Annotated in this window: 14 protein-coding genes and 1 pseudogene; 5 read left to right on the forward strand and 10 right to left on the reverse strand. The window is 73.3% G+C overall.

Annotation, left to right across the window (positions count from 1 at the left end; translation table 11 throughout):
• The first annotated feature begins 246 nt into the window (after nucleotides 1–246).
• Together GV126_RS02190 and GV126_RS02195 are read left to right on the forward strand one after the other, a co-directional pair.
• Nucleotides 247–1,332: a hypothetical protein gene (locus GV126_RS02190; RefSeq protein WP_159662172.1), complete on the forward strand. Its 1,086-nt coding sequence runs from the start codon at nucleotides 247–249 to the stop codon at nucleotides 1,330–1,332.
• Nucleotides 1,333–1,344: 12 nt separating this feature from the next.
• Nucleotides 1,345–1,644, forward strand: a pseudogene (locus GV126_RS02195) (TlpA family protein disulfide reductase); the annotation flags it as partial.
• A gap of 52 nt (nucleotides 1,645–1,696) precedes the next feature.
• Here the strand turns inward: GV126_RS02195 and GV126_RS02200 are convergent.
• From GV126_RS02200 to GV126_RS02215, 4 genes are all read right to left on the reverse strand, one after another.
• Entirely contained in the window at nucleotides 1,697–2,623 is a 927-nt protein-coding gene (locus GV126_RS02200; protein ID WP_159662176.1) for a DMT family transporter, read from the reverse strand.
• A 239-nt stretch (nucleotides 2,624–2,862) separates the two neighbouring features.
• Nucleotides 2,863–3,651 (reverse strand): ribonuclease BN, encoded by a 789-nt coding sequence (locus tag GV126_RS02205; protein ID WP_159673231.1) that lies wholly within the window; start codon nucleotides 3,649–3,651, stop codon nucleotides 2,863–2,865.
• A gap of 298 nt (nucleotides 3,652–3,949) precedes the next feature.
• Nucleotides 3,950–4,207, reverse strand: coding sequence for a DUF3040 domain-containing protein (locus tag GV126_RS02210; protein ID WP_159662178.1), 258 nt, complete (start codon nucleotides 4,205–4,207; stop codon nucleotides 3,950–3,952).
• Nucleotides 4,208–4,444: 237 nt separating this feature from the next.
• Complete coding sequence (locus GV126_RS02215; RefSeq protein ID WP_159662180.1) at nucleotides 4,445–5,005, reverse strand: hemerythrin domain-containing protein; 561 nt, start codon at nucleotides 5,003–5,005, stop codon at nucleotides 4,445–4,447.
• A 178-nt stretch (nucleotides 5,006–5,183) separates the two neighbouring features.
• Between GV126_RS02215 and qcrB the strand changes: the two genes are divergently transcribed.
• Nucleotides 5,184–6,827, forward strand: coding sequence for a cytochrome bc1 complex cytochrome b subunit (gene qcrB / locus GV126_RS02220; RefSeq protein ID WP_159662182.1), 1,644 nt, complete (start codon nucleotides 5,184–5,186; stop codon nucleotides 6,825–6,827).
• Between the two features lie 96 nt (nucleotides 6,828–6,923).
• Here qcrB and GV126_RS02225 read toward each other — a convergent pair whose 3' ends face one another.
• The 4 genes from GV126_RS02225 to hpnR form a co-directional block, all read right to left on the reverse strand.
• The gene (locus GV126_RS02225; RefSeq protein ID WP_185948398.1) at nucleotides 6,924–7,388 is read right to left on the reverse strand and encodes an SPW repeat protein; all 465 of its coding nucleotides are present in this window, start codon (nucleotides 7,386–7,388) and stop codon (nucleotides 6,924–6,926) included.
• A gap of 149 nt (nucleotides 7,389–7,537) precedes the next feature.
• Nucleotides 7,538–7,930 carry an aa3-type cytochrome oxidase subunit IV gene (gene ctaF / locus GV126_RS02230; protein WP_159662184.1) on the reverse strand — a complete coding sequence of 131 codons (393 nt, stop codon included), beginning with the start codon at nucleotides 7,928–7,930 and terminating at the stop codon, nucleotides 7,538–7,540.
• Entirely contained in the window at nucleotides 7,927–9,645 is a 1,719-nt protein-coding gene (gene ctaD, locus GV126_RS02235; RefSeq protein ID WP_159662186.1) for an aa3-type cytochrome oxidase subunit I, read from the reverse strand. Before ctaD ends, ctaF begins: the two co-directional genes overlap by 4 nt.
• A gap of 19 nt (nucleotides 9,646–9,664) precedes the next feature.
• Entirely contained in the window at nucleotides 9,665–11,188 is a 1,524-nt protein-coding gene (gene hpnR / locus GV126_RS02240; RefSeq protein ID WP_159662188.1) for a hopanoid C-3 methylase HpnR, read from the reverse strand.
• 448 nt (nucleotides 11,189–11,636) lie between these two features.
• Between hpnR and GV126_RS02245 the strand changes: the two genes are divergently transcribed.
• Together GV126_RS02245 and GV126_RS02250 are read left to right on the forward strand one after the other, a co-directional pair.
• Complete coding sequence (locus GV126_RS02245) at nucleotides 11,637–12,827, forward strand: enolase C-terminal domain-like protein (protein ID WP_159662190.1); 1,191 nt, start codon at nucleotides 11,637–11,639, stop codon at nucleotides 12,825–12,827.
• Between the two features lie 272 nt (nucleotides 12,828–13,099).
• Nucleotides 13,100–13,894, forward strand: coding sequence for an SAM-dependent methyltransferase (locus GV126_RS02250; RefSeq protein WP_159662192.1), 795 nt, complete (start codon nucleotides 13,100–13,102; stop codon nucleotides 13,892–13,894).
• 153 nt (nucleotides 13,895–14,047) lie between these two features.
• Here the strand turns inward: GV126_RS02250 and GV126_RS02255 are convergent, their stop codons facing one another.
• Nucleotides 14,048–14,242: an antitoxin gene (locus GV126_RS02255; protein WP_159662194.1), complete on the reverse strand. Its 195-nt coding sequence runs from the start codon at nucleotides 14,240–14,242 to the stop codon at nucleotides 14,048–14,050.
• 113 nt (nucleotides 14,243–14,355) lie between these two features.
• Nucleotides 14,356–17,382 carry a glycosyl hydrolase gene (locus tag GV126_RS02260; protein WP_159662196.1) on the reverse strand — a complete coding sequence of 1,009 codons (3,027 nt, stop codon included), beginning with the start codon at nucleotides 17,380–17,382 and terminating at the stop codon, nucleotides 14,356–14,358.
• Nucleotides 17,383–17,617: the final 235 nt, after the last annotated feature.

Raw genomic sequence — 17,617 nt, forward strand, 5'->3', positions numbered from 1 at the left:
ACGGCCACCCCGGGGGGCGGGCTGGCCGCCAGCGTCAGGGTGGTAGAAGGGGCGGGCCGCCGCGGGGCCCCGGGCCGGGGGGCGGCAGGGGCGCGGCCCGGTCCCTGACGGTCTGCGGGGAGGAGGGCAAAGGGCCAGCGCGGCGCACACAGGCCGCGTGTGCGGCGGCGAGCACCGCGCCCGCCGGAGCCGCTGTCCGCCGGTACGCCTGTTTAAACGCACGGCGGCCTGCATACCCCTGAGAACATGGACCACCACGACAGGCCGGAGCAGGGACCTGCCTGCTCGGTCGACCTCTCCCACCGGGTCCGGCGGCACTGCCCCGTGGGCCGGGGACCCGAGGCGGTCGTCGTCGATCCCGGACGGCGGCGCGCCTACGTGGCCTGCTCCCGCAGCGACGCGGTCGTGGCGCTGGACCTGGACCGGGGCGTGGCGGTGTGGACGGCCCCGGTGGGCCGCGAGCCGATCCCGGTGATCCTGGACCTGCCGACCCGGCGGCTGTTCACCGCGGACGCCCGCTCGGACACGGTGACGGTGCTCGACGCCGACACCGGCAGCCGTCTGACCCAGATCCCGGTCGGCGCCTATCCCGCCGGACTCGGCCACCATCCGGGGCTGCGCCGGGTGTACGCGGGCAACCCCGCGGACGGCACGGTCCCCGCGATCGCCGCCGACCGCCTCGTCGTCGTCGGCACCGTGCCCGCCGAACTCGGCGCGGGCAGCATCGCCGTCGACACCCGGCGCGACCGCGGGTACAGCGCGAACTTCATGGCGGGCTCGGGGACCGTCTTCGACGCGGACGCCCTGACGCCCCTGGGGACCGTCGCGGTGCGCGAGGGGCCGTGCAAGGTGGTGCCCGACCCGGCCGCCGGGCTGCTGTACGGGGCCAGTTCGCTGCACGGCACCATCGGCCGGGTGTCGCTGGAGGACGGCACCGTGCTCGACGAACTGCCGGTGGAGCGCGCCCCGGTCGGCATGTGCGTGGACCCCTCCGGCGGCCGGCTCTATGTGTGCAACCGGGGCGCCGGCACGGTCAGCGTCCTCGACACCCGGGCCGGCCGGGAGACCCACCGCATCACGGTGGGCAACGCCCCCGGCGACTGCGCCCTGGACCCCGCGACCGGCACGCTGCTGGTGTCGAACGCGGGCAGCGGCACCGTGTCCTTCGTGGACCGGCCCTGGCTGCCCGGCCCCGCGCAGCCCGCGGTGCACCCCCTGGTGGGCCGGTCGCTGCCCGGCTTCGCCCTGCCGGACCTGCGCGGCGGCCGGATCCGTACGTCACGGGAGTGGGCCGAGAAGAAATACGTGATCAACTTCTTCGCCAGCTGGTGAGGCCCCTGCAACGCGGAGGCGCCGGTCCTGGAGGAACTGCGCCGCCGTACGGCCCGGTCCGGGCTGGACGTGATCATGATCAACGTGTGGGAGAACACCGATCCCCGGCAGGAGGCGGAGAACTTCGCCGCCGTCTGGGGCCTCGGCGGGACCGTGCTGCTCGACCGCACGGGGGAGTACGCCGCCCGGCTCGGCATCCGCGGCGTGCCCACCAACGTGCTGGTCGACGGGCGCGGCATCGTGCGCGCGGTCGGCGGCACCACCCCGGACGAACTCCACGCGGCGGTGCGGGAGCTGCTGGCGGACGACTGAGCCGTCCGCCTCCGACCCTTCAGACTCCCGTGGACTCGGCGCCGAGCCGGGGTCAGGACCGCTGTGAGGCGGAGCGCTCGGTGCCGGGCCCGGGGCCGCCGCGCCGGTCCGGCGAGGTGTCCCAGCCGCCGTCGGTGGCCGTGGCACGGGCCAGCCCGATGCTGCCCGCGCCGATGAGGACCGCGCCGATCACCTCGGGCAGCACCCGCACACCCAGCCCGATGTACTCCTCGAACAGCACCCAGCCCAGCGCCACGCTGGTCAGGGCGTCACCCAGGGTCAGGGCCGGCTGCGAGGCGGTCAGGCTGCCGGCGCGGAACGCGCTCTGCAGCAGCAGGAAGCTCAGCGCGCCGACGACGAGGGTCGCGTACACGGGCCAGTCGGACAGCAGCACCGTGATGCCCTGCTGCAGCCGCCCCATGCTCTCCTTCATCAGCGCGGCCGTCGCGGCGAACGACACCGCGGACGCCAACCCGAGCAGCGCCGCCCGCGCCGTGCCGTGCACCAGCCGGGACGCCCCCAGCGCCACGGCCAGAAGACCCACCAGGGCGGCGCCCACCGCGAGCCACGCCGCCGGATCGGCGGTGGAACGGCCTTCGGAGGGCGAGGCCGCGCCGAGGAACAGCGCCAGGCCGACGGCGAGGGCGACGAAGGCAGCCCAGGTCCGGCCGTCCGGGCGGCGGCGGAAGACCACGCTGCCGACCGCCAGGGTGAACAGCAGCTCGGTGGCCAGCAGTGGCTGGACCAGGGACAGGCTGCCCACCGCCAGCGCCGCCGCCTGCAGCACGGTGGACAGCCCCAGCAGCCCGGCACCGGCCAGCCAGTACGGCCGCCGCAGCACCCGGCCCAGCCAGCGCAGCGCCTGCCGGGCCCCGGAGCCGCTCTCGGTCTCGTCGGTGGCGGCCCGCCGCTGCAGCACGGACGCCGAGGCGTTGCACAGCGCCGCGAGCAGGGCGAGGACGACGGTCAGGGCGTTCACCGGCGCCCGCCCGGGCACAACGCCCCGCGGCCGGGCGGCGGCGCGGCCGGGCGTGCCGCGTCGGGGGAGCGGGGGCCAAAGCGGACAGATGGCACGGTCGGTGACCTCGGCGGCGACGGTGAACGCGGGGGAGGCGGCCGGCGCGGCCGGCACCCCGGGTTCGGACGGGCTGGACCTCTCGGAGTATCCCCGCTGCCGCGCCGCCAAACGCTCGCGCCGCACCGGCACGCCCGCGGACGTCAGCGCCGATGGGGGCCATGGGGCATCCAGTGGTGCTCGCAGAACCAGCGGCCGAACATCGCGCCCCCGTAGACGACGAAGCCGACGCCGGTGAGCCAGGACTCCACGACGAGCACGATCCCGACCGTGCCGTAGCTGAGGGCGTTGTCGACGATCAGCGGGGTGAACACCAGGTAGGAGAAGACCCGCAGGCCGCCCAGGCCCACCATGGTCGCCAGTGCGCCCGGCAGCAGGCTGCGCCAGCGGATCTGGCCGCCCAGCAGGAAGTGCTGACCCCACCAGAAGAACAGCGCGCCCGTGCTCGCGGACACCAGGACCCGTTCCCAGCCCTGGAACTCCTGCCGGTTGAGCACCTCCTGGTAGAGGTACGCGGTCAGCCCGGCCAGCCACGTCGCCTGCCGCCACACCCGGTGCCACGGTCCGGGCGGCAGGCCCCAGACCCGCTCGTAGCCGTTCTGGACGCTGCCCGCGAACGACACCCCGAACACGGCGACGAGCACACCGCCCCACACGCTCGTGGTGCTGATGACCCGCACCGGGGGACTGATGATGTCGGTGAGCGCGCGAGCGGACCGGCCCGACAGCCCCATGCCGTCGACCAGCCAGGAGGCGAAGCCGCCCTCGCGGAGCGGGTCGACGGCGGCCACGACGATCAGCAGCGGCGCGAGGGTGACCAGGGACAGGGTGGCGAACCCCATGGAGCGGTGCATCAGCTCCAGATCGCGGCCGCGGCGGACGAGGGCGTAGGCGCCGAACCGGCGCTCCAGGGCGAGCGCCGTCCGCCGGATCCGCGGCAGGTGCCGCTTCACGTCCGCCGTCCCGCGCGCGGCCACGGGCCGCCGCTCGGGGGCCGGGTCCCTGTGCTCTCACCGGTGGTCATCCCGCCGCTCCTCGGATCCTGGCCGCTCGGCGGCCAGGGCCTGTCCGGCGCACCATGCCCGCTCACCTGGGCAGACAAGTCGCCGTGAGTCCCCTGCGACGTGATCCGCCGAACAGACCCCGGGCCGGCCGGTCGCTCCTGAGGTCCAGCTTGCGCCGAGCCCCGCGCCGCCGCCACGCCCGGCGCCGCCGCCTCGTCCGGTGCCCTCACCCCTGACCGGCCGGGCGCTCCGGTACCACCTGGGGCGGCCGGGGATGCTCCGTCGCGGTGCCGGCACCGAGCGCGGAGGCCAGGACGAGCAGCACGAAGACGATGGCGGCGAGCAGGATCACGCGGCGCCGCTGCCCGGAGCGCGGCCGCGGCGGGGCGGTGAGCCGTTCGAAGGTCGCCAGCTGCTGCGCCAGGACGGGGTCCTCGGTCACCAACTGTTTCTCGATCTGCGCGAGTTCGCGCTCGAAGTTCACGGCGGACTCCTTCGGATCCGGCGGGCGGCGGAAACGGCGGTGGCTCCCGGCGCCGCGCGCACGGCCGGCACGGCGGGTGCGCCCGTGGTGGGGCGGACCCCGCCCGGGCTGCGCCCCTGCGGTCCGTATCTCCGCAGTACCCCGTCGACGGTCCGCCGACGCGAACGAATCCGCACCGGTCCCGCGGCGAAACCACCCGTCCGGCGTCAGCAGCCTCGACGAGCCGCCCGCCGCGGCTCAGCGGCGGCCGCGGCGGGCGGCCAGGTCCCTGAGGCGGTCCCAGGGCCCCCACACCTGCGAGGGGATCCTCACCAGCGGGGCCGCGTCCGACGCCGCGGGCCGCGGCCGGGTCGGGGCGGACGCCTCCGCGCCGCGGACCTTCGCCCCCAGGTCGCACAGCACCTCGGCGGGGCACAGGGCCTGCAGCCGTGGAAACAGCAGCTGCTCCTCCTCCACCACGTGCCGCGTCACCCGGGTGACCACCGCCAGCAGCAGCCGCCCGAAGTCCTCGCCGCCGGTGTCCGCCTCCCGCAGCGACCGCAGCAGCTCCTCGATCTCCTGGTGGCCCCGCAGGGCGTGCTCCGCCCGCGCCGCGCCGTCCGGCAGGTGGCGGCGCACGGCCGGGTACAGGTGCGAGCGCTCTGCCGTGGCATGGCGGACCAGCTTCCTGCTCGCCTCCTCGACCAGCGCCGACCGCTCGGCGCTGCCGGCGGGCGCGGAGCGGATCCGGTCGAAGAGGGACTGGATGCGCCGGTGGTCGTCCGTCAGCTCCTCGACGATGCCGCGTCGTGTGTCCACTGCTGCTCCTCGCCGGTGTGCCGGCGACCGCGCGGCACACCTGGGTACGCCCGTCGGCCGCCGCATCGGTGCCTTTGGGACCTCTTCACCGTGGAAATGACCGTGGAAATCCGTGGAAATGGGGGTGCTCCCGGCATGCCTGCGCGGTGTGCCCGGGCCGCATACCCAAGATTGAAACATGCTGATGCGGCGGCGCAGGGCGAGAGTCGAGGCGAAGGTCAGACAGGCCGCGTTCCAGGCGTACGTCGTCGCCGACCGGCGCGCGCCCGTCTCGGAGCTGGCCGGGCAACTGCTGCGCAAGGCCTTCCCCGACCACTGGTCGTTCCTGCTCGGCGAGATCGCCCTGTACAGCTTCGCGGTACTGGTGCTCACCGGCAGTTTCCTGACGCTCTTCTTCGACCCGAGCCTGGCGCACGTGCGCTACGACGGCTCCTACGGCCCGCTGCGGGGCCTGCTGGTGTCCAAGGCGTACGAGTCGACGCTCCACCTCAGTTTCGACGTGCGCGGCGGTCTGCTGATGCGCCAGATGCACCACTGGGCCGCGCTGGTGTTCGTGGCGGCCATCGGGGTGCACATGCTGCGGGTGTTCTTCACCGGCGCGTTCCGCCGGCCGCGGGAGCTGAACTGGTTCGTGGGGGTGACGCTGTTCCTGCTGGCGCTGCTGGAGGGCTTCTGCGGCTACTCGCTACCCGACGACCTGCTCTCCGGCACCGGCCTGCGCACGGCGAACACCATCGTGCAGTCGATCCCGGTGGTCGGCACGTATCTCGCCTTCTTCGCCTGGGGCGGCCCCTATCCGGGGCACGTGCTCGTCCCGCGGCTGTACATCGTGCACGTGCTGTTCGTCCCCGGCCTGCTGATCGCGCTGATCACGGTGCACCTGGTCATGGTCGTCTACCTGAAGCACACCCAGTGGGCCGAGCCGGGCCGCACCAACCGCAACGTGGTGGGCCAGCCGATGTTCCCCCAGTTCGCCGGGCGGTCCGCCGGGCTGTCCCTGATCGTGTTCGGGGTGCTCGCCGTCATCGCGGCCATCGCCCAGATCAACCCGATCTGGTCCTACGGGCCGTTCCGCGCCGACCAGGTGTCCACCGACGCCCAGCCGGACTGGTACGTGGGGTTCCTGGAGGGGGCGCTGCGGCTGATGCCCGGCGTGGAGTGGAACGTCGCGGGCCACACCTTCATGTGGAACGTGCTGCTGCCCGCGGTGGTGCTGCCGGCGCTGCTGTTCCTCGCCCTGTACGCCTATCCCGCCTTCGAGCGGTGGGTCACCGGGGACCTGGTGGAGCACCACCTGTGCGACCGGCCGCGCGACCGGCCCGTGCGCACCGGGCTGGGGGTGGCGGCCGTCGTCTGGTACGCCGTGCTGCTGGCGGCGGGCGGCAACGACGTGATCGCGAGCACGTTCCACACCTCCGTCAACGGCCTGACCTGGATCTTCCGCGCCGCGTTCTTCCTCGCCCCGGTGGCCGCCTACCTGGTCACCCGGCGGGTGTGCCTGGCGCTGCAGCAGCACGAACGGCAGCTGCTGGAGGAGGGGGAGGAGACCGGTGAGGTCTACCAGGACCTCCCCGGCGGGATGGCGGAGAGCCATCGGCCGATGGACCGGCAGCGCCGCTACAAGCTGCTGGTCAGGGAGCTCCCGCTGCCTCTGGAACACCCGGGGCGCCAGGCCCCGCTGCACCGGCGTGTGCAGGCCGCGCTGAGCGGCTGGTACTACGGCGAGCGGGTCGAGGCGCCCACGACGGCGGAGGAGCGTCTGCAGATCACCGGCCGTACCGCCGACCCGGTGGCGGGCGGAGCCGGGCCCGCACAGGAGTGAGACGCCGGCGGTCCGCCGTGGAGGCCGGGCGGGCCCGCCCTCCGTGTGCCGCGCGGTGTGCCGTCCCCGCGCGGGGGAGCGGCACACCGCGACAGGTCACCGGCGGCCCCGGCGCGCCATGCCGATGGTCAGGCCCATGGCGGCCAGGCCCAGCAGAGCGGTCACCGCACCGACCCAGCAGTTGTTCCAGACGATGCCTGCCCGCGCGCCGTGCGTGAGGGTGACCACCCACGGCGAGATGAACAGCCAGATGCCGAGTGGAACGAGCGCCCACGCCAGCCGGAACATGCGCTCCGGAGCCAGGGCGAGACCGAGCCCGATCAGGCCGACGGTGATGCCGACGATCAGGTTGTTGACGGTGATGGCGGGCTGGATCGAGAAGTGCACGACCCAGGGGGAGATCGCGGCGTAGAGGCCGGTCAGGAGGATCAGTCCCTCCACGGCGATCGCCGGTCCGCTGGAAGCGGTCCGCTCGAGGCGTTCGCGCATCTCCGCCATCTCGGGATGCGATCCCATTTCCGGATGAGCGCCCACGTCACTGGAGCGATGTGGATACGACATTGCTGTCGTCTCCTCTCCAAAAGGGGTTCTTTTGCCTTATGCAAGAGTTCCCCTGTTCGAGTGACTTATGCGCCTTTTATGTCGGTTCTTCTGATTCTCCCCTGCCCGGCGTCCCCGCCTCCGTGTACCACCTCCGGCGCCCCTGTACCTCAGCCGCTCTCACGTCCCACGTGGGCGAGCACCATGCCGATCAGTCCGACGGCGAACACGCCGAGGCCGATCAGGAACAGCCAGAAGCCGTAGATGACCCCGACCGCGCAGAGGGTGACGCCGGCGGCCGTGATGACGGGGTGCCCGCTGTGCGGCGGGAAGAAGGCGACGTGACCGCTGCGCTCCCGGATCTCCCCGCTGTGCCGGTCCTCCGGGCGCGTGCCCTTGCGGCGGTGGTTGATCAGGCAGAAGAAGGCGATCACCGACGACATGAAGAAGGACACCGTCAGCGCGGCGATGCCGGCCGGCTCCCGCGCGAACCAGATGTAGGACACGTCGGTCAGCAGGAAGAACAGCGCCACCCCGGCGAACAGCTGCGCCTCGGCCTTCATTCGCTCTGCCTCCCCAGCGGGTCGGGCGTGGCCTCCGCGGCCCCGTGCTCCGGCGTCGGCAGCTTCTCCAGCAGCTGGGGATGGTGCAGGTCGAAGGCCGGGGAGTCCGAGCGCACGCGGGGCAGCGCGGTGAAGTTGTGCCGGGGCGGGGGACACGAGGTCGCCCACTCCAGGGAACGCCCGTACCCCCAGGGGTCGTCCACCTCGACCTTCGTCCCGTAGTGGGCGGTGCGCCACACGTTGTACAGGAACGGCAGGGTGGACGCCCCGATCAGGAACGCGCCGGCCGAGGAGATGGTGTTGAGCGTGGTGAACCCGTCGGCGGGCAGGTAGTCGGCGTAGCGGCGGGGCATGCCCATCTCGCCGAGCCAGTGCTGGACGAGGAACGTGACATGGAAGCCGACGAAGAGCGTCCAGAAGTGGATCTTCCCGAGGCGTTCGTCGAGCAGTTTGCCCGTCATCTTCGGCCACCAGAAGTAGAAGCCGCCGAACATCGCGAAGACGATCGTCCCGAACAGCACGTAGTGCAGATGGGCCACGATGAAGTAGCTGTCGGTCAGGTGGAAGTCCAGCGGCGGCGAGGCGATGATCACGCCGCTCATGCCGCCCAGCAGGAACGTCGCCATGAAGCCGGTCGCCCACAGCATCGGCGTCTCGAAGGAGAGGCTGCCGTGCCACATCGTGCCGATCCAGTTGAAAAACTTCACCCCGGTGGGCACGGCGATCAGGAACGACAGGATCGAGAAGAACGGCAGCAGTACCCCGCCCGTGGCGAACATGTGGTGCGCCCAGACGGTGGCCGACAGCATGGTGATCGAGATCGTCGCGCCGACCATGCCGACGTACCCGAAGACCGGTTTGCGGCTGAAGACCGGGATGATCTCCGTGACCACGCCGAAGAACGGCAGCGCCACGATGTACACCTCCGGATGGCCGAAGAACCAGAACAGGTGCTGCCACAGCAGCGGGCCCCCGTTCGCCGGGTCGTAGACGTGCGCGCCGAATTTGCGGTCGGCCTCCAGGGCCAGCAGGGCGGCGGTGAGCACCGGGAACGCCAGCAGCACCAGGATCGAGGTGAACAGCACGTTCCAGGTGAAGATCGGCATGCGGAACATCGTCATGCCCGGCGCGCGCAGGCACAGGATCGTGGCGATGAAGTTGACCGCGCCCAGCGTGGTGCTCAGACCCGCGACGACCAGCCCCATCGCCCACAGGTCGCCGCCGTGGCCCGGGGAGTGGGCCGCGTCGTTCAGCGGCGCGTAGGCGAACCAGCCGAAGGGCGCCGCACCGTTGTCGACCGCGAACCCCGACAGCACGGTCAGCCCGCCGAACAGGAACAGCCAGTACGTCAGCGCGTTCAGCCGCGGGAAGGCGACGTCGGGCGCACCGATCTGCAGCGGCATGATGGCGTTGGAGAACCCGGCGAACGTCGGCGTCGCGAACAGCAGCATCATGATCGTGCCGTGCATGGTGACCAGCTGGTCGTACTGGTCGCGGTTCATGACCTGCAACCCGGGAACGGCCAGCTCGGCGCGCATCAGCATCGCCATGATCCCGGCGGCCAGGAAGAAGCCGAAGGAGGTGACGAAGTACAGGTGGCCGATCTTCTTGTGGTCGGTGGTGGTCAGGTAGTCGCGGATCGTCTCGCCCGTACGGCCCCGGGGCGGACGGGTGCTGTGCCGCGGCTCCTCCACGCCGGCGTGCGTGCCTGCCATCAGCGTCCCGCCGTCCGTCTCACTCCGGCAGCCCGGCCGGGCCGCCCGACGGGCGGGCGGACGGGCCGGAGGACCGGGGAGCCTGCCTGGTGTGGATGTACAGCTCCCGGCGGTCGCCGACCGGCACCCCGGGGGGCAGCGGCAGCTCGTAGCGGACCGGCCTGCGGTGGTCGGCGAGCTGCCGGCCGGGGTTGTACACCCGGTTGAACTTCCACAGCATCCGCGCGAAGTTCGTCTGCCCGTGCGCGAGCCGGTCGGTGAGGATACGGGCCGCGCCGAAGGCGGTGCGCAGACCGAGGTGCTTGCGGTTGATCACCGACTGGGTGCGCACCAGCTCCTCGTAGAAGCGCTCCAGCGGCAAGGTGGTGGGGACGACGGCGTGCTGGATGTCGAACAGCCGGTAGTCGCGGGTGGTCAGCCGGCGGGACTCCGTGTGCCAGATCTCGGTGCCGGGATACGGCGTCATCACCGTCAGGTGCACGATCTCCGGCACGGACAGCGCGAACTCGCGCACCAGCTTGAAGCGTTCGGCGTCCCACGCCGGGTCCACGATGAGGTTGATGGCGACGTTGATGCCCAGCTTGCGCGCGGTCTCCAAGGCGCGGAAGTTGTCGTCGGGATTGACGCGCTTGCGGAACAGGTCCAGGCCCTCGGCGTCCAGGGCCTCCATGCCCAGGAACATGTAGCGCAGCCCCAGCCGCGTCCAGCGCTCGAACACCTCGGTGTGGCGCAGCAGCACGTCCGCGCGGGTCTCCAGGTAGTACTGCTTGCGCACCCGGCGGCGCTCCAGCTCGGCGGCGATCGCGTCCCCGTGCTCCGGGCGGATGAACGCGACGTCGTCCACGATGAACACGTTGGGCTCGGCGATCGACGCCAGCTCCTCGGCGGCGGCCTCCGGGCTCGCCTTGCGGTAGCTGCGCCCGTAGAACGTCCACGCGGAGCAGAACGAGCAGTCCCACGGGCAGCCGCGGGTGAACTCCATGGAGGCGCACGGGTCCAGCTCGCCGATGAAGTAGCGGCGGCGGTGGCGCATCAGGTCCCGGGCCGGGCGCGGGGAGTCGATGCCGTGCAGCATGCGCGGGGCCGGCCCGTACCCGGCGGCGGTGACGATCCCGGGCACCTCCTGCAGGCCCCCGTCCCGCACCGCCTGCAGCAACGGCTCCATCGCGGGCTCGCCCTCGCCGCGCACGACCGCGTCGACCGCGCCCTCGGCCTGACGCAGCACGTCGCCGGCGACGAAGGAGACGCTGTGCCCGCCGAAGAAGACGAAGCAGCCCGGCAGCTCCCGCTTGATCGCCCGGGACAGGTCGATGGCCTCGGGGATGTTCGCCAGGTAGTTCAGGGAGAAACCGACCACCTCGGGCCGCCACGAGCGGACCACGCGGCGCAGGTCGCGGTGGCGCAGGACCTGCAGGTCGACCACCTGCACCTGGTGCCCGGCGTCACGGGCCGCGGCGGCCACCCGCTCCAGGCCGAGCGGCTCCAGCCGGAGGAAGATCTCCGAGTACATCAGGGCGCTGGGATGGACGAGCAGGACACGCATGGATCACCTCTGGTTCCGCGGCGGGATGCGGGCCAGTGGCCACGCGGCGGGCACGAGCGCGTGCGGGTTTCCCATCGGTGGACGACTGTGCCCGGCGTCCATGACGGGTCGTGACAGTCGCACGGAGCGCTGTCATTCGACCCGCTCGGGCCCCGCCTCATGCAGCCCTTCGCCCGGCTGCCGCGCACGTTCCGTCTCGCGGGTGACCCCGCCCGCATGTCGTCGCCGGGCGGGCACGGCCGCCCCCGGGAGGGTGGCGCGGCCCTCCACGTCGTTTACGGGCGGGCCTCGCGGGTCACCCACAGGTGACGGCAGAGGTGTTCTCGAAGGAGTGCGTGATGGCGCTGGTGGCCGGTTCCGTACGGCGACGCCCGCACGAGCGGGGCGCGGACCGCGTCGAGACAGGTCCGGGCGAGGGCAGCCACGGTCCGCGCGGAGCGGTCCGCTGATGGGCGCCGCCGCGGGTGCCGCCGCGGACGGCGGCGCACCGGGGGAGTGCCGGATCGACGCCGTCGACGTCCACGCCTTCGAACTGCCCACCGACGGACCCGGCGGCACGGAACAGGACGGCACCCTGGAGTGGGACTCCACCACCATGGTGCTCATCCGCGTGCACGCCGGTGGGCGCACCGGCATCGGCTACACCTACGGGGACGTCTCGGCCGCCACGTTTCTCTCCGGGAAGCTCGCCCCGTTGCTCACGGGCCGGGACGCCTTCTCGCCCCCCGCGCTGTGGGAGCTGATGGGCCGGCAGATCCGCAACGCCGGCCGGCCCGGCGTGGGCGCCATGGCCGTCTCCGCCGCCGACATCGCGCTGTGGGACCTCAAGGCCAGGCTGCTGGACCTGCCGCTGGTCCACGTCCTGCCCGCGTACCACGACCGGGTCCCCGTCTACGGCAGCGGCGGTTTCACCAACTACCCCCTGGACCGCCTCGCCGACCAGCTCTCCGGCTGGGTCGAGCAGGGCATCGGCCGGGTCAAGCTGAAGACCTCGCGGGACCCGGAGAGCGACCCGCGGCGGCTGACCGCGGTCCGCGAGGCGGTCGGGGCGGACACCGAGATCTTCACCGACGCCAACGGGGCGCTGGGTCGCAAGGAGGCGTTGTACTGGGCGCACCGGTTCCACGACGAGTGGGACGTGCGCTGGTTCGAGGAACCGGTGAGTTCCGCCGACCTGGAGGGCCTGCGGATGCTGCGGGCGAACGGCCCGGCGCGGCTGGAGATCGCGGCGGGCGAATACGCCTACACCACCCGCGACTTCGTCAACCTCGTGGACGGCTGCGCCGTGGACTGCCTCCAGGCGGACGTCACCCGCTGCGGCGGCATCACCGGCCTGCTGGAGGTCGCGGGCCTGGCCGCGGCCCGGCACCTGGACCTGTCCGCGCACTGCGCCCCCGCGGTCTCCGCCCACGCCTTCTGCGCCGTGCGCCGGCTGCGGCACCTGGAGTACTTCCACGACCACGTCCGCTTCGAGCACCTGGTGTTCGAGGGCACGCCGTCCCCCGACGGCGGCGCCCTCAGGCCCGACACCGGGCGGCCGGGACTGGGCCTGGAGGTGAAGTGGGCCGACGCCGAACCGCACCGCGTGTACGGGCGGCGGCCGGACCGCCCCGGCTCTCGGACGGCCACGGCGGACTGACCCGGCCCTCGGGCACCCCGGGCGGTGGCCGACCGGCGCACGACGCCCCGCTCGGTGGCCGACCGTGCTCACGGTGGGCCCGCTCGGTGGCCGACCGAGTCGACGGCGAGCCGAGCGGTGGCCGACTGCGCTCACGACGGCCCGGGCCGGTTGCCGTCTGCGCTCACGACCGCCCCGGCCGCTGCCCAACTGCGCTTACCCGCACGGCAGATGATGTGCGAGACTGCGGTGATCGACTACCGGCTTGATCCACTCGTACGACGGAGTCCGCCATGGCGACCGGCACCCCCGACCTCCCGTCCGCACCCATAGACACCAGCCAGGCCCACCCGGCACGGGTCTACGACTGGCTGCTCGGCGGCAAGGACAACTACCCCGTGGACGAGGCCGTCGGCCGCAATCTGCCGCCCGAGGCGCACGACGGGGCGCGGCAGAACCGCGCGTTCATGCACCGCGCGGTGGCCTGGCTCGCGGCGCAGGGCATGGACCAGTTCCTCGACATCGGCACCGGCATCCCCACCGAGCCCAACCTGCACCAGGTCGTCCAGCGCGTCCTGCCCGCGGCCCGGGTCGTCTACACGGACAACGATCCGATCGTCCTGCGGCACGCCGAGGCGCTGCTGGTCAGCCACCCCGAGGGCGCCACCGATTACATCCAGGCCGATGTGCGCCGGCCCGAGGAGATCGTCGAACACGCCCGGAAGGTGCTGGACTTCTCCCGCCCCGTCGCGCTGTCCCTGATCGCCCTGATGCACTTCATCACCGACGAGCAGGGCGCCTACGAGATCGTGCGCGACCTGGTCTCCGCCCTCCCCTCCGGCAGCCACCTCGTCCTCTCGCACGCCTCCTCGGACCTGTACCCGGAGCTGTCCGACCGGGTCACCGACGAGTACGCCAAGGGCGGCATCCGGCTGGCCTTCCGCACCCGCGCGGAGGTCGCCCGGTTCTTCGACGGGCTGGACCTGGTCGAGCCCGGCCTGGTCACGGCCGTGGAGTGGTTCCGGTCCGCTCCCGCGCCGCAGCGCGAGGACTGCGGCATCTACGCCGGCGTCGCCCGCGTCCCGTAGCCGCGGCACCCGCGCGCACGCCAGAGCCTCGACACCTGCGGGCGCGGGCCGCGACCGGGCGCCCGCCCGGCTGCGACCCGCGTCGGCGTCCGCGCCCCGGACCGGGCGCGGAAACCGGGCACGGCCCGCGGTCGGCGCCGCGGGCCGCCGCCCTCACCGCGGCGGCTGGTCGGGGCCGCGGTCCTGGTCGCGCAGCTCCTGCCGCATCCGCTCCTGCGCGGTGTCGACCTGACCGCGGTACTTGCCCTGGGTGCGTTCGTCGATGTAGTCACCGCCCTTGTCGACACCCTTGTCGGCCTGCTGCTCGTGCCCCTTCAGCATGCTCTTGAGCTTGTCCATCATGCTCATCGCGGACTCCTTCGCGGCGTGGTTCCCTCCCAGCATCCCCGACCCCCGCGGGTGCCGCATCCGCAGCGCGGGCGGCACCCACCAGGGCGCGGACGGCGGGATCCGGCGGGCGCTCAGCCGACCCGGGCCTGCCGGTAGGGCAGCAGCCGGACCGGGCCCTGGAGCCCGTACGCCTGGCGCGTGGCCGTGCCGAACACCGCCGGCTCGGTGACCCGGAGCCGGTTGATCAGCGGCGTGGCCACCTCGACCTCCAGGGTGTTGGCACCGGGACGCAGCCAGGGGCCCACGTCGAGCACCGGGCGCAGGCGGTCCACCGGGGCCGGCCGCGTGCCGTTGACGGTGACCCGGCAGGTGTCGCTCACCTGCCCGAGGTCCAGCAGCGCCCCCAGGTCCCCGCTCCAGGCGTCGGGCAGCTCGACCGTGGTCCGGTAGCGGCCGATGCCCGCCGCGTCGGCCAGTTCCGGGATCTGCGACCAGGGCAGCAACGTGTCCAGGGCGAGCCGGTGGGTGACGACGGTGGTGGTCGTGGGCTGGTCGCCGGGCCGCAGGTCGGACACCTCCAGGCTCCACCGCTGCGGCTCGAGCGGTTCGGGTACGTCCGCGAAGCGCGTGCGGACGGTCCGGCCCCGGGAGAGCCGGGTGGTGCGGGTGCCCGCCGTGGCCGAGCGGACGACCAGGCCGTCCTCGGTGAAGCGGGCCTCGTCGGCGTCGGTGGCCACCACGTGCGGCCGGTTGCCGTGCCGGTCGCCGAACGCCCCCGGTGCGGCCAGCGCGACGATGAGCGTCTGCCCGGGCTCCAGCGTCACCCGCAGGGTGACCTCGTCGCCGTCCTCGGTGTACTGCGCCGGCCGCACCGCCCGCCCGCTCCAGGCGTCCAGCACGTACGGCACGGTGGCACGGCCCCGGGTACGGCGCAGCGTCACCTCGTGGTCGATGCGGGCGACCGGCGGTTTGACGGTCTCGGCGTGCTTGCCGTTGCACAGGTAGTAGAAGTCCGCGTCGTCGGGGACACGGTGGGCGTTGAGCAGCGTGGAGGAGGCGGCGTAGCGGACGTCGGGGGTCACCCCCAGCGCGGCGAGGGCGTCCCCGACGAGGGTCTTGTCCGCCACCTGCCGCACCGTGGGCAGCGCCGTCAGCCGGGCGAGCACGTCCCGCAGTGCGGCCGTCTCGCCGTCCGCGGGCACCCCGGGCGTCAGCGCCTGGTCGAACGCGCCGAGCAGCACGACGGGAAGCCCGGCCCGCGCGAGCGCGAGCAGCCTGCGGGCGTCGTCGAGGGCCAGGGTGGGGGAGGAGCCGTAGAAGAAGTCGCCCTCCAGGAACAGCGCCTTGTAGGCGGGGCCGTCCGGGGCGAGCCGGCCGCCGCGGACCTCGGCCGCGGGCAGGTCCAGCAGCGGCCCGCTCAGGAACTGGTGGGTCCAGCCCAGCGGCACCCCGGTCGCGGTGAACCAGGACGCGCCGATGCCGGTGGCGGTGTACCCGGTCTGCCGGAACACGGCCACGTCCGCCCGCGCCGTGCCCGCCTGCAGCACCTGATGGACCCGGCCGAGGTAGTCGGCGACGTCCGCGACGTGCGTCCAGGTGGGCTGCCGCGGGCCCCACGACTCGCCGTAGCCGGGGGTGCCGTTGTACGGGCTGAACGCGGCGAACCCGGGCCAGCTCACGCCGGGCGCGGTGGCGTAGGAGAAACCGTGCAGCACGGTCTGGTTGACGCCCGCGGCGTACGCGCCGCCCATGGTGCGCAGGATCCGGTCCCAGGTCGTGGCGTACGCCGACCCCGCGTACGCGCCCGCCTCGCAGGACAGCACGGTGTGGCCCGCCATGTCGCGGCCACCGGCCAGGCAGCGGTAGTCGTCCAGGTTCTTGAAGCCCAGCGACTCGCCCTCGGGGACGTCCAGCAGCGCCGCTGAGGCGATGGAGTCGGTCTGCAGGCCGTACGGCTGGGCGCGCAGCGACATGCCCAGGCCGTGCGCCCAGTCGCGCAGCGCGCCCACGTGGTGGCGGTTGAACAGGATCGAGACGGTCTCCCAGAAGTCGTGCCGGATCTGCCGGGTCAGCTCCGCCTCGAACGCGAAGACCTGGTTGCCCTTGTCCAGCACGATCGCCGGCAGGTACGGCAGCAGCGGCCGGCCGGTGTGCTCCTCGAACGCCGCGGGCAGCCCGGGCGTCCACTGCAGGCCGTCGGTCTCCAGCTCCACGGAGTCCTCGAAGAAGGCCCCGCCGGCGGCCGTGAGCAGCTGCCTGAGGGCCGGGGTGAGCAGGTTCCGCTCCCAGTAGCCGGTGATCGCGGCGGTGCCGGCCGCGCTGAAGTGGTCCACCACGTACGCGGCGGGGGAGGAGTGCGGGCCGGCCTCGGGCTGCTGTCCGGAGCCGCGCTGCCAGTAGGAGATCAGCACCCAGTCGCCGTCGGCGGGCGCCGTCCAGGTCAGCCGGCCGTCGCTGACGCGGCCGGTCAGGTCGGGGACGGAGCCGGCGTCCAGCCCGGTCTCCTTGCGGGGGGGGTTCGCCGGCGCCACCCCCGCCGCCTGCACGGCGAGCAGCCGCTGCCCGGTCACCGCGGGGTCCGGCGCGTGCACCGGGGCGGGGACCGGGCCGTCGTAGGCGGCGCCCCCGGCCAGGCGTGCGGTGCCGTGGGCGAGTTCTTCGGCGGCGGCCTCGTCGTCCGGGTCGAGACCCGGCACGGCGGTGGGCCAGCTCGGGCCGAGCGTGATGTCGATGGTCATGCCGCGGCGTGCGGCCCGTCGCAGGGCCGCCTCGACGCCCGCGCGCCAGGGGGCGCTGCCCCAGCCGTGCCGGGCGGTGTCCAGCACCGAGGTGTCGCGGATGCTGTGGTGGACGGCCGCGATCTCGGCCCCGCCGAATCCCGCGTCGGCCATCTGGTCGATCTCCCGGGCGATCTCGTCGGCGTCGACCAGCCCGTCCGGCCACCACCACCGGAACTTGGGCCGCACGGCCCGGGCGGGCCGGGCGAACCAGTCGGCGTCCAGCCGCGACCGCGCGGCGGCACCGGCCCGGGCACCCGGCGTCCCGGGCGCCGCGGCCGCCGGGTCGTGCCCGAGCGCGGCCAGGGCGCCGGCCCCCAGCCCGGCCGCGAGCACCGTACGACGTGTCGTCCCGCGGCCTCGCGCAGGGGATTCGTGCATGACTTCTCCGCCCCAGCCGTGCAGCTGTGCCCTAGAGGAATGAGTCGATGAGTCAATGAAACGTTTCAATGACGGTGAACGCGGGAACGTTATGGCGGCGGTGACACCGCCGTCAAGATCCAGGAAGGAAGCTGTCGCGGGATAGCGCGGGCGAAACCGCCGGGAGTCCAAGTGAGCCGGGGGCACGGGATCCGGTGCGCGAAGCTGCCGGGGGACCGTGAAGAAGGCCGGCCGG

The organism is Streptomyces mexicanus (genome assembly GCF_902506575.1).
Lineage (GTDB): Bacteria > Actinomycetota > Actinomycetes > Streptomycetales > Streptomycetaceae > Streptomyces > Streptomyces mexicanus.

Bases quoted from the DNA above. Each gene is read 5' to 3' on its own strand.
- GV126_RS02190 (WP_159662172.1), top strand. From the start codon at position 247: ATGGACCACCACGACAGGCCGGAGCAGGGACCTGCCTGCTCGGTCGAC.
- qcrB (WP_159662182.1), top strand. From the start codon at position 5,184: ATGCTGATGCGGCGGCGCAGGGCGAGAGTCGAGGCGAAGGTCAGACAG.
- GV126_RS02225 (WP_185948398.1), bottom strand. From the start codon at position 7,388: ATGTCGTATCCACATCGCTCCAGTGACGTGGGCGCTCATCCGGAAATG.
- ctaF (WP_159662184.1), bottom strand. From the start codon at position 7,930: ATGAAGGCCGAGGCGCAGCTGTTCGCCGGGGTGGCGCTGTTCTTCCTG.
- ctaD (WP_159662186.1), bottom strand. From the start codon at position 9,645: ATGGCAGGCACGCACGCCGGCGTGGAGGAGCCGCGGCACAGCACCCGT.
- hpnR (WP_159662188.1), bottom strand. From the start codon at position 11,188: ATGCGTGTCCTGCTCGTCCATCCCAGCGCCCTGATGTACTCGGAGATC.
- GV126_RS02245 (WP_159662190.1), top strand. From the start codon at position 11,637: ATGGGCGCCGCCGCGGGTGCCGCCGCGGACGGCGGCGCACCGGGGGAG.
- GV126_RS02250 (WP_159662192.1), top strand. From the start codon at position 13,100: ATGGCGACCGGCACCCCCGACCTCCCGTCCGCACCCATAGACACCAGC.
- GV126_RS02255 (WP_159662194.1), bottom strand. From the start codon at position 14,242: ATGAGCATGATGGACAAGCTCAAGAGCATGCTGAAGGGGCACGAGCAG.
- GV126_RS02260 (WP_159662196.1), bottom strand. From the start codon at position 17,382: ATGCACGAATCCCCTGCGCGAGGCCGCGGGACGACACGTCGTACGGTG.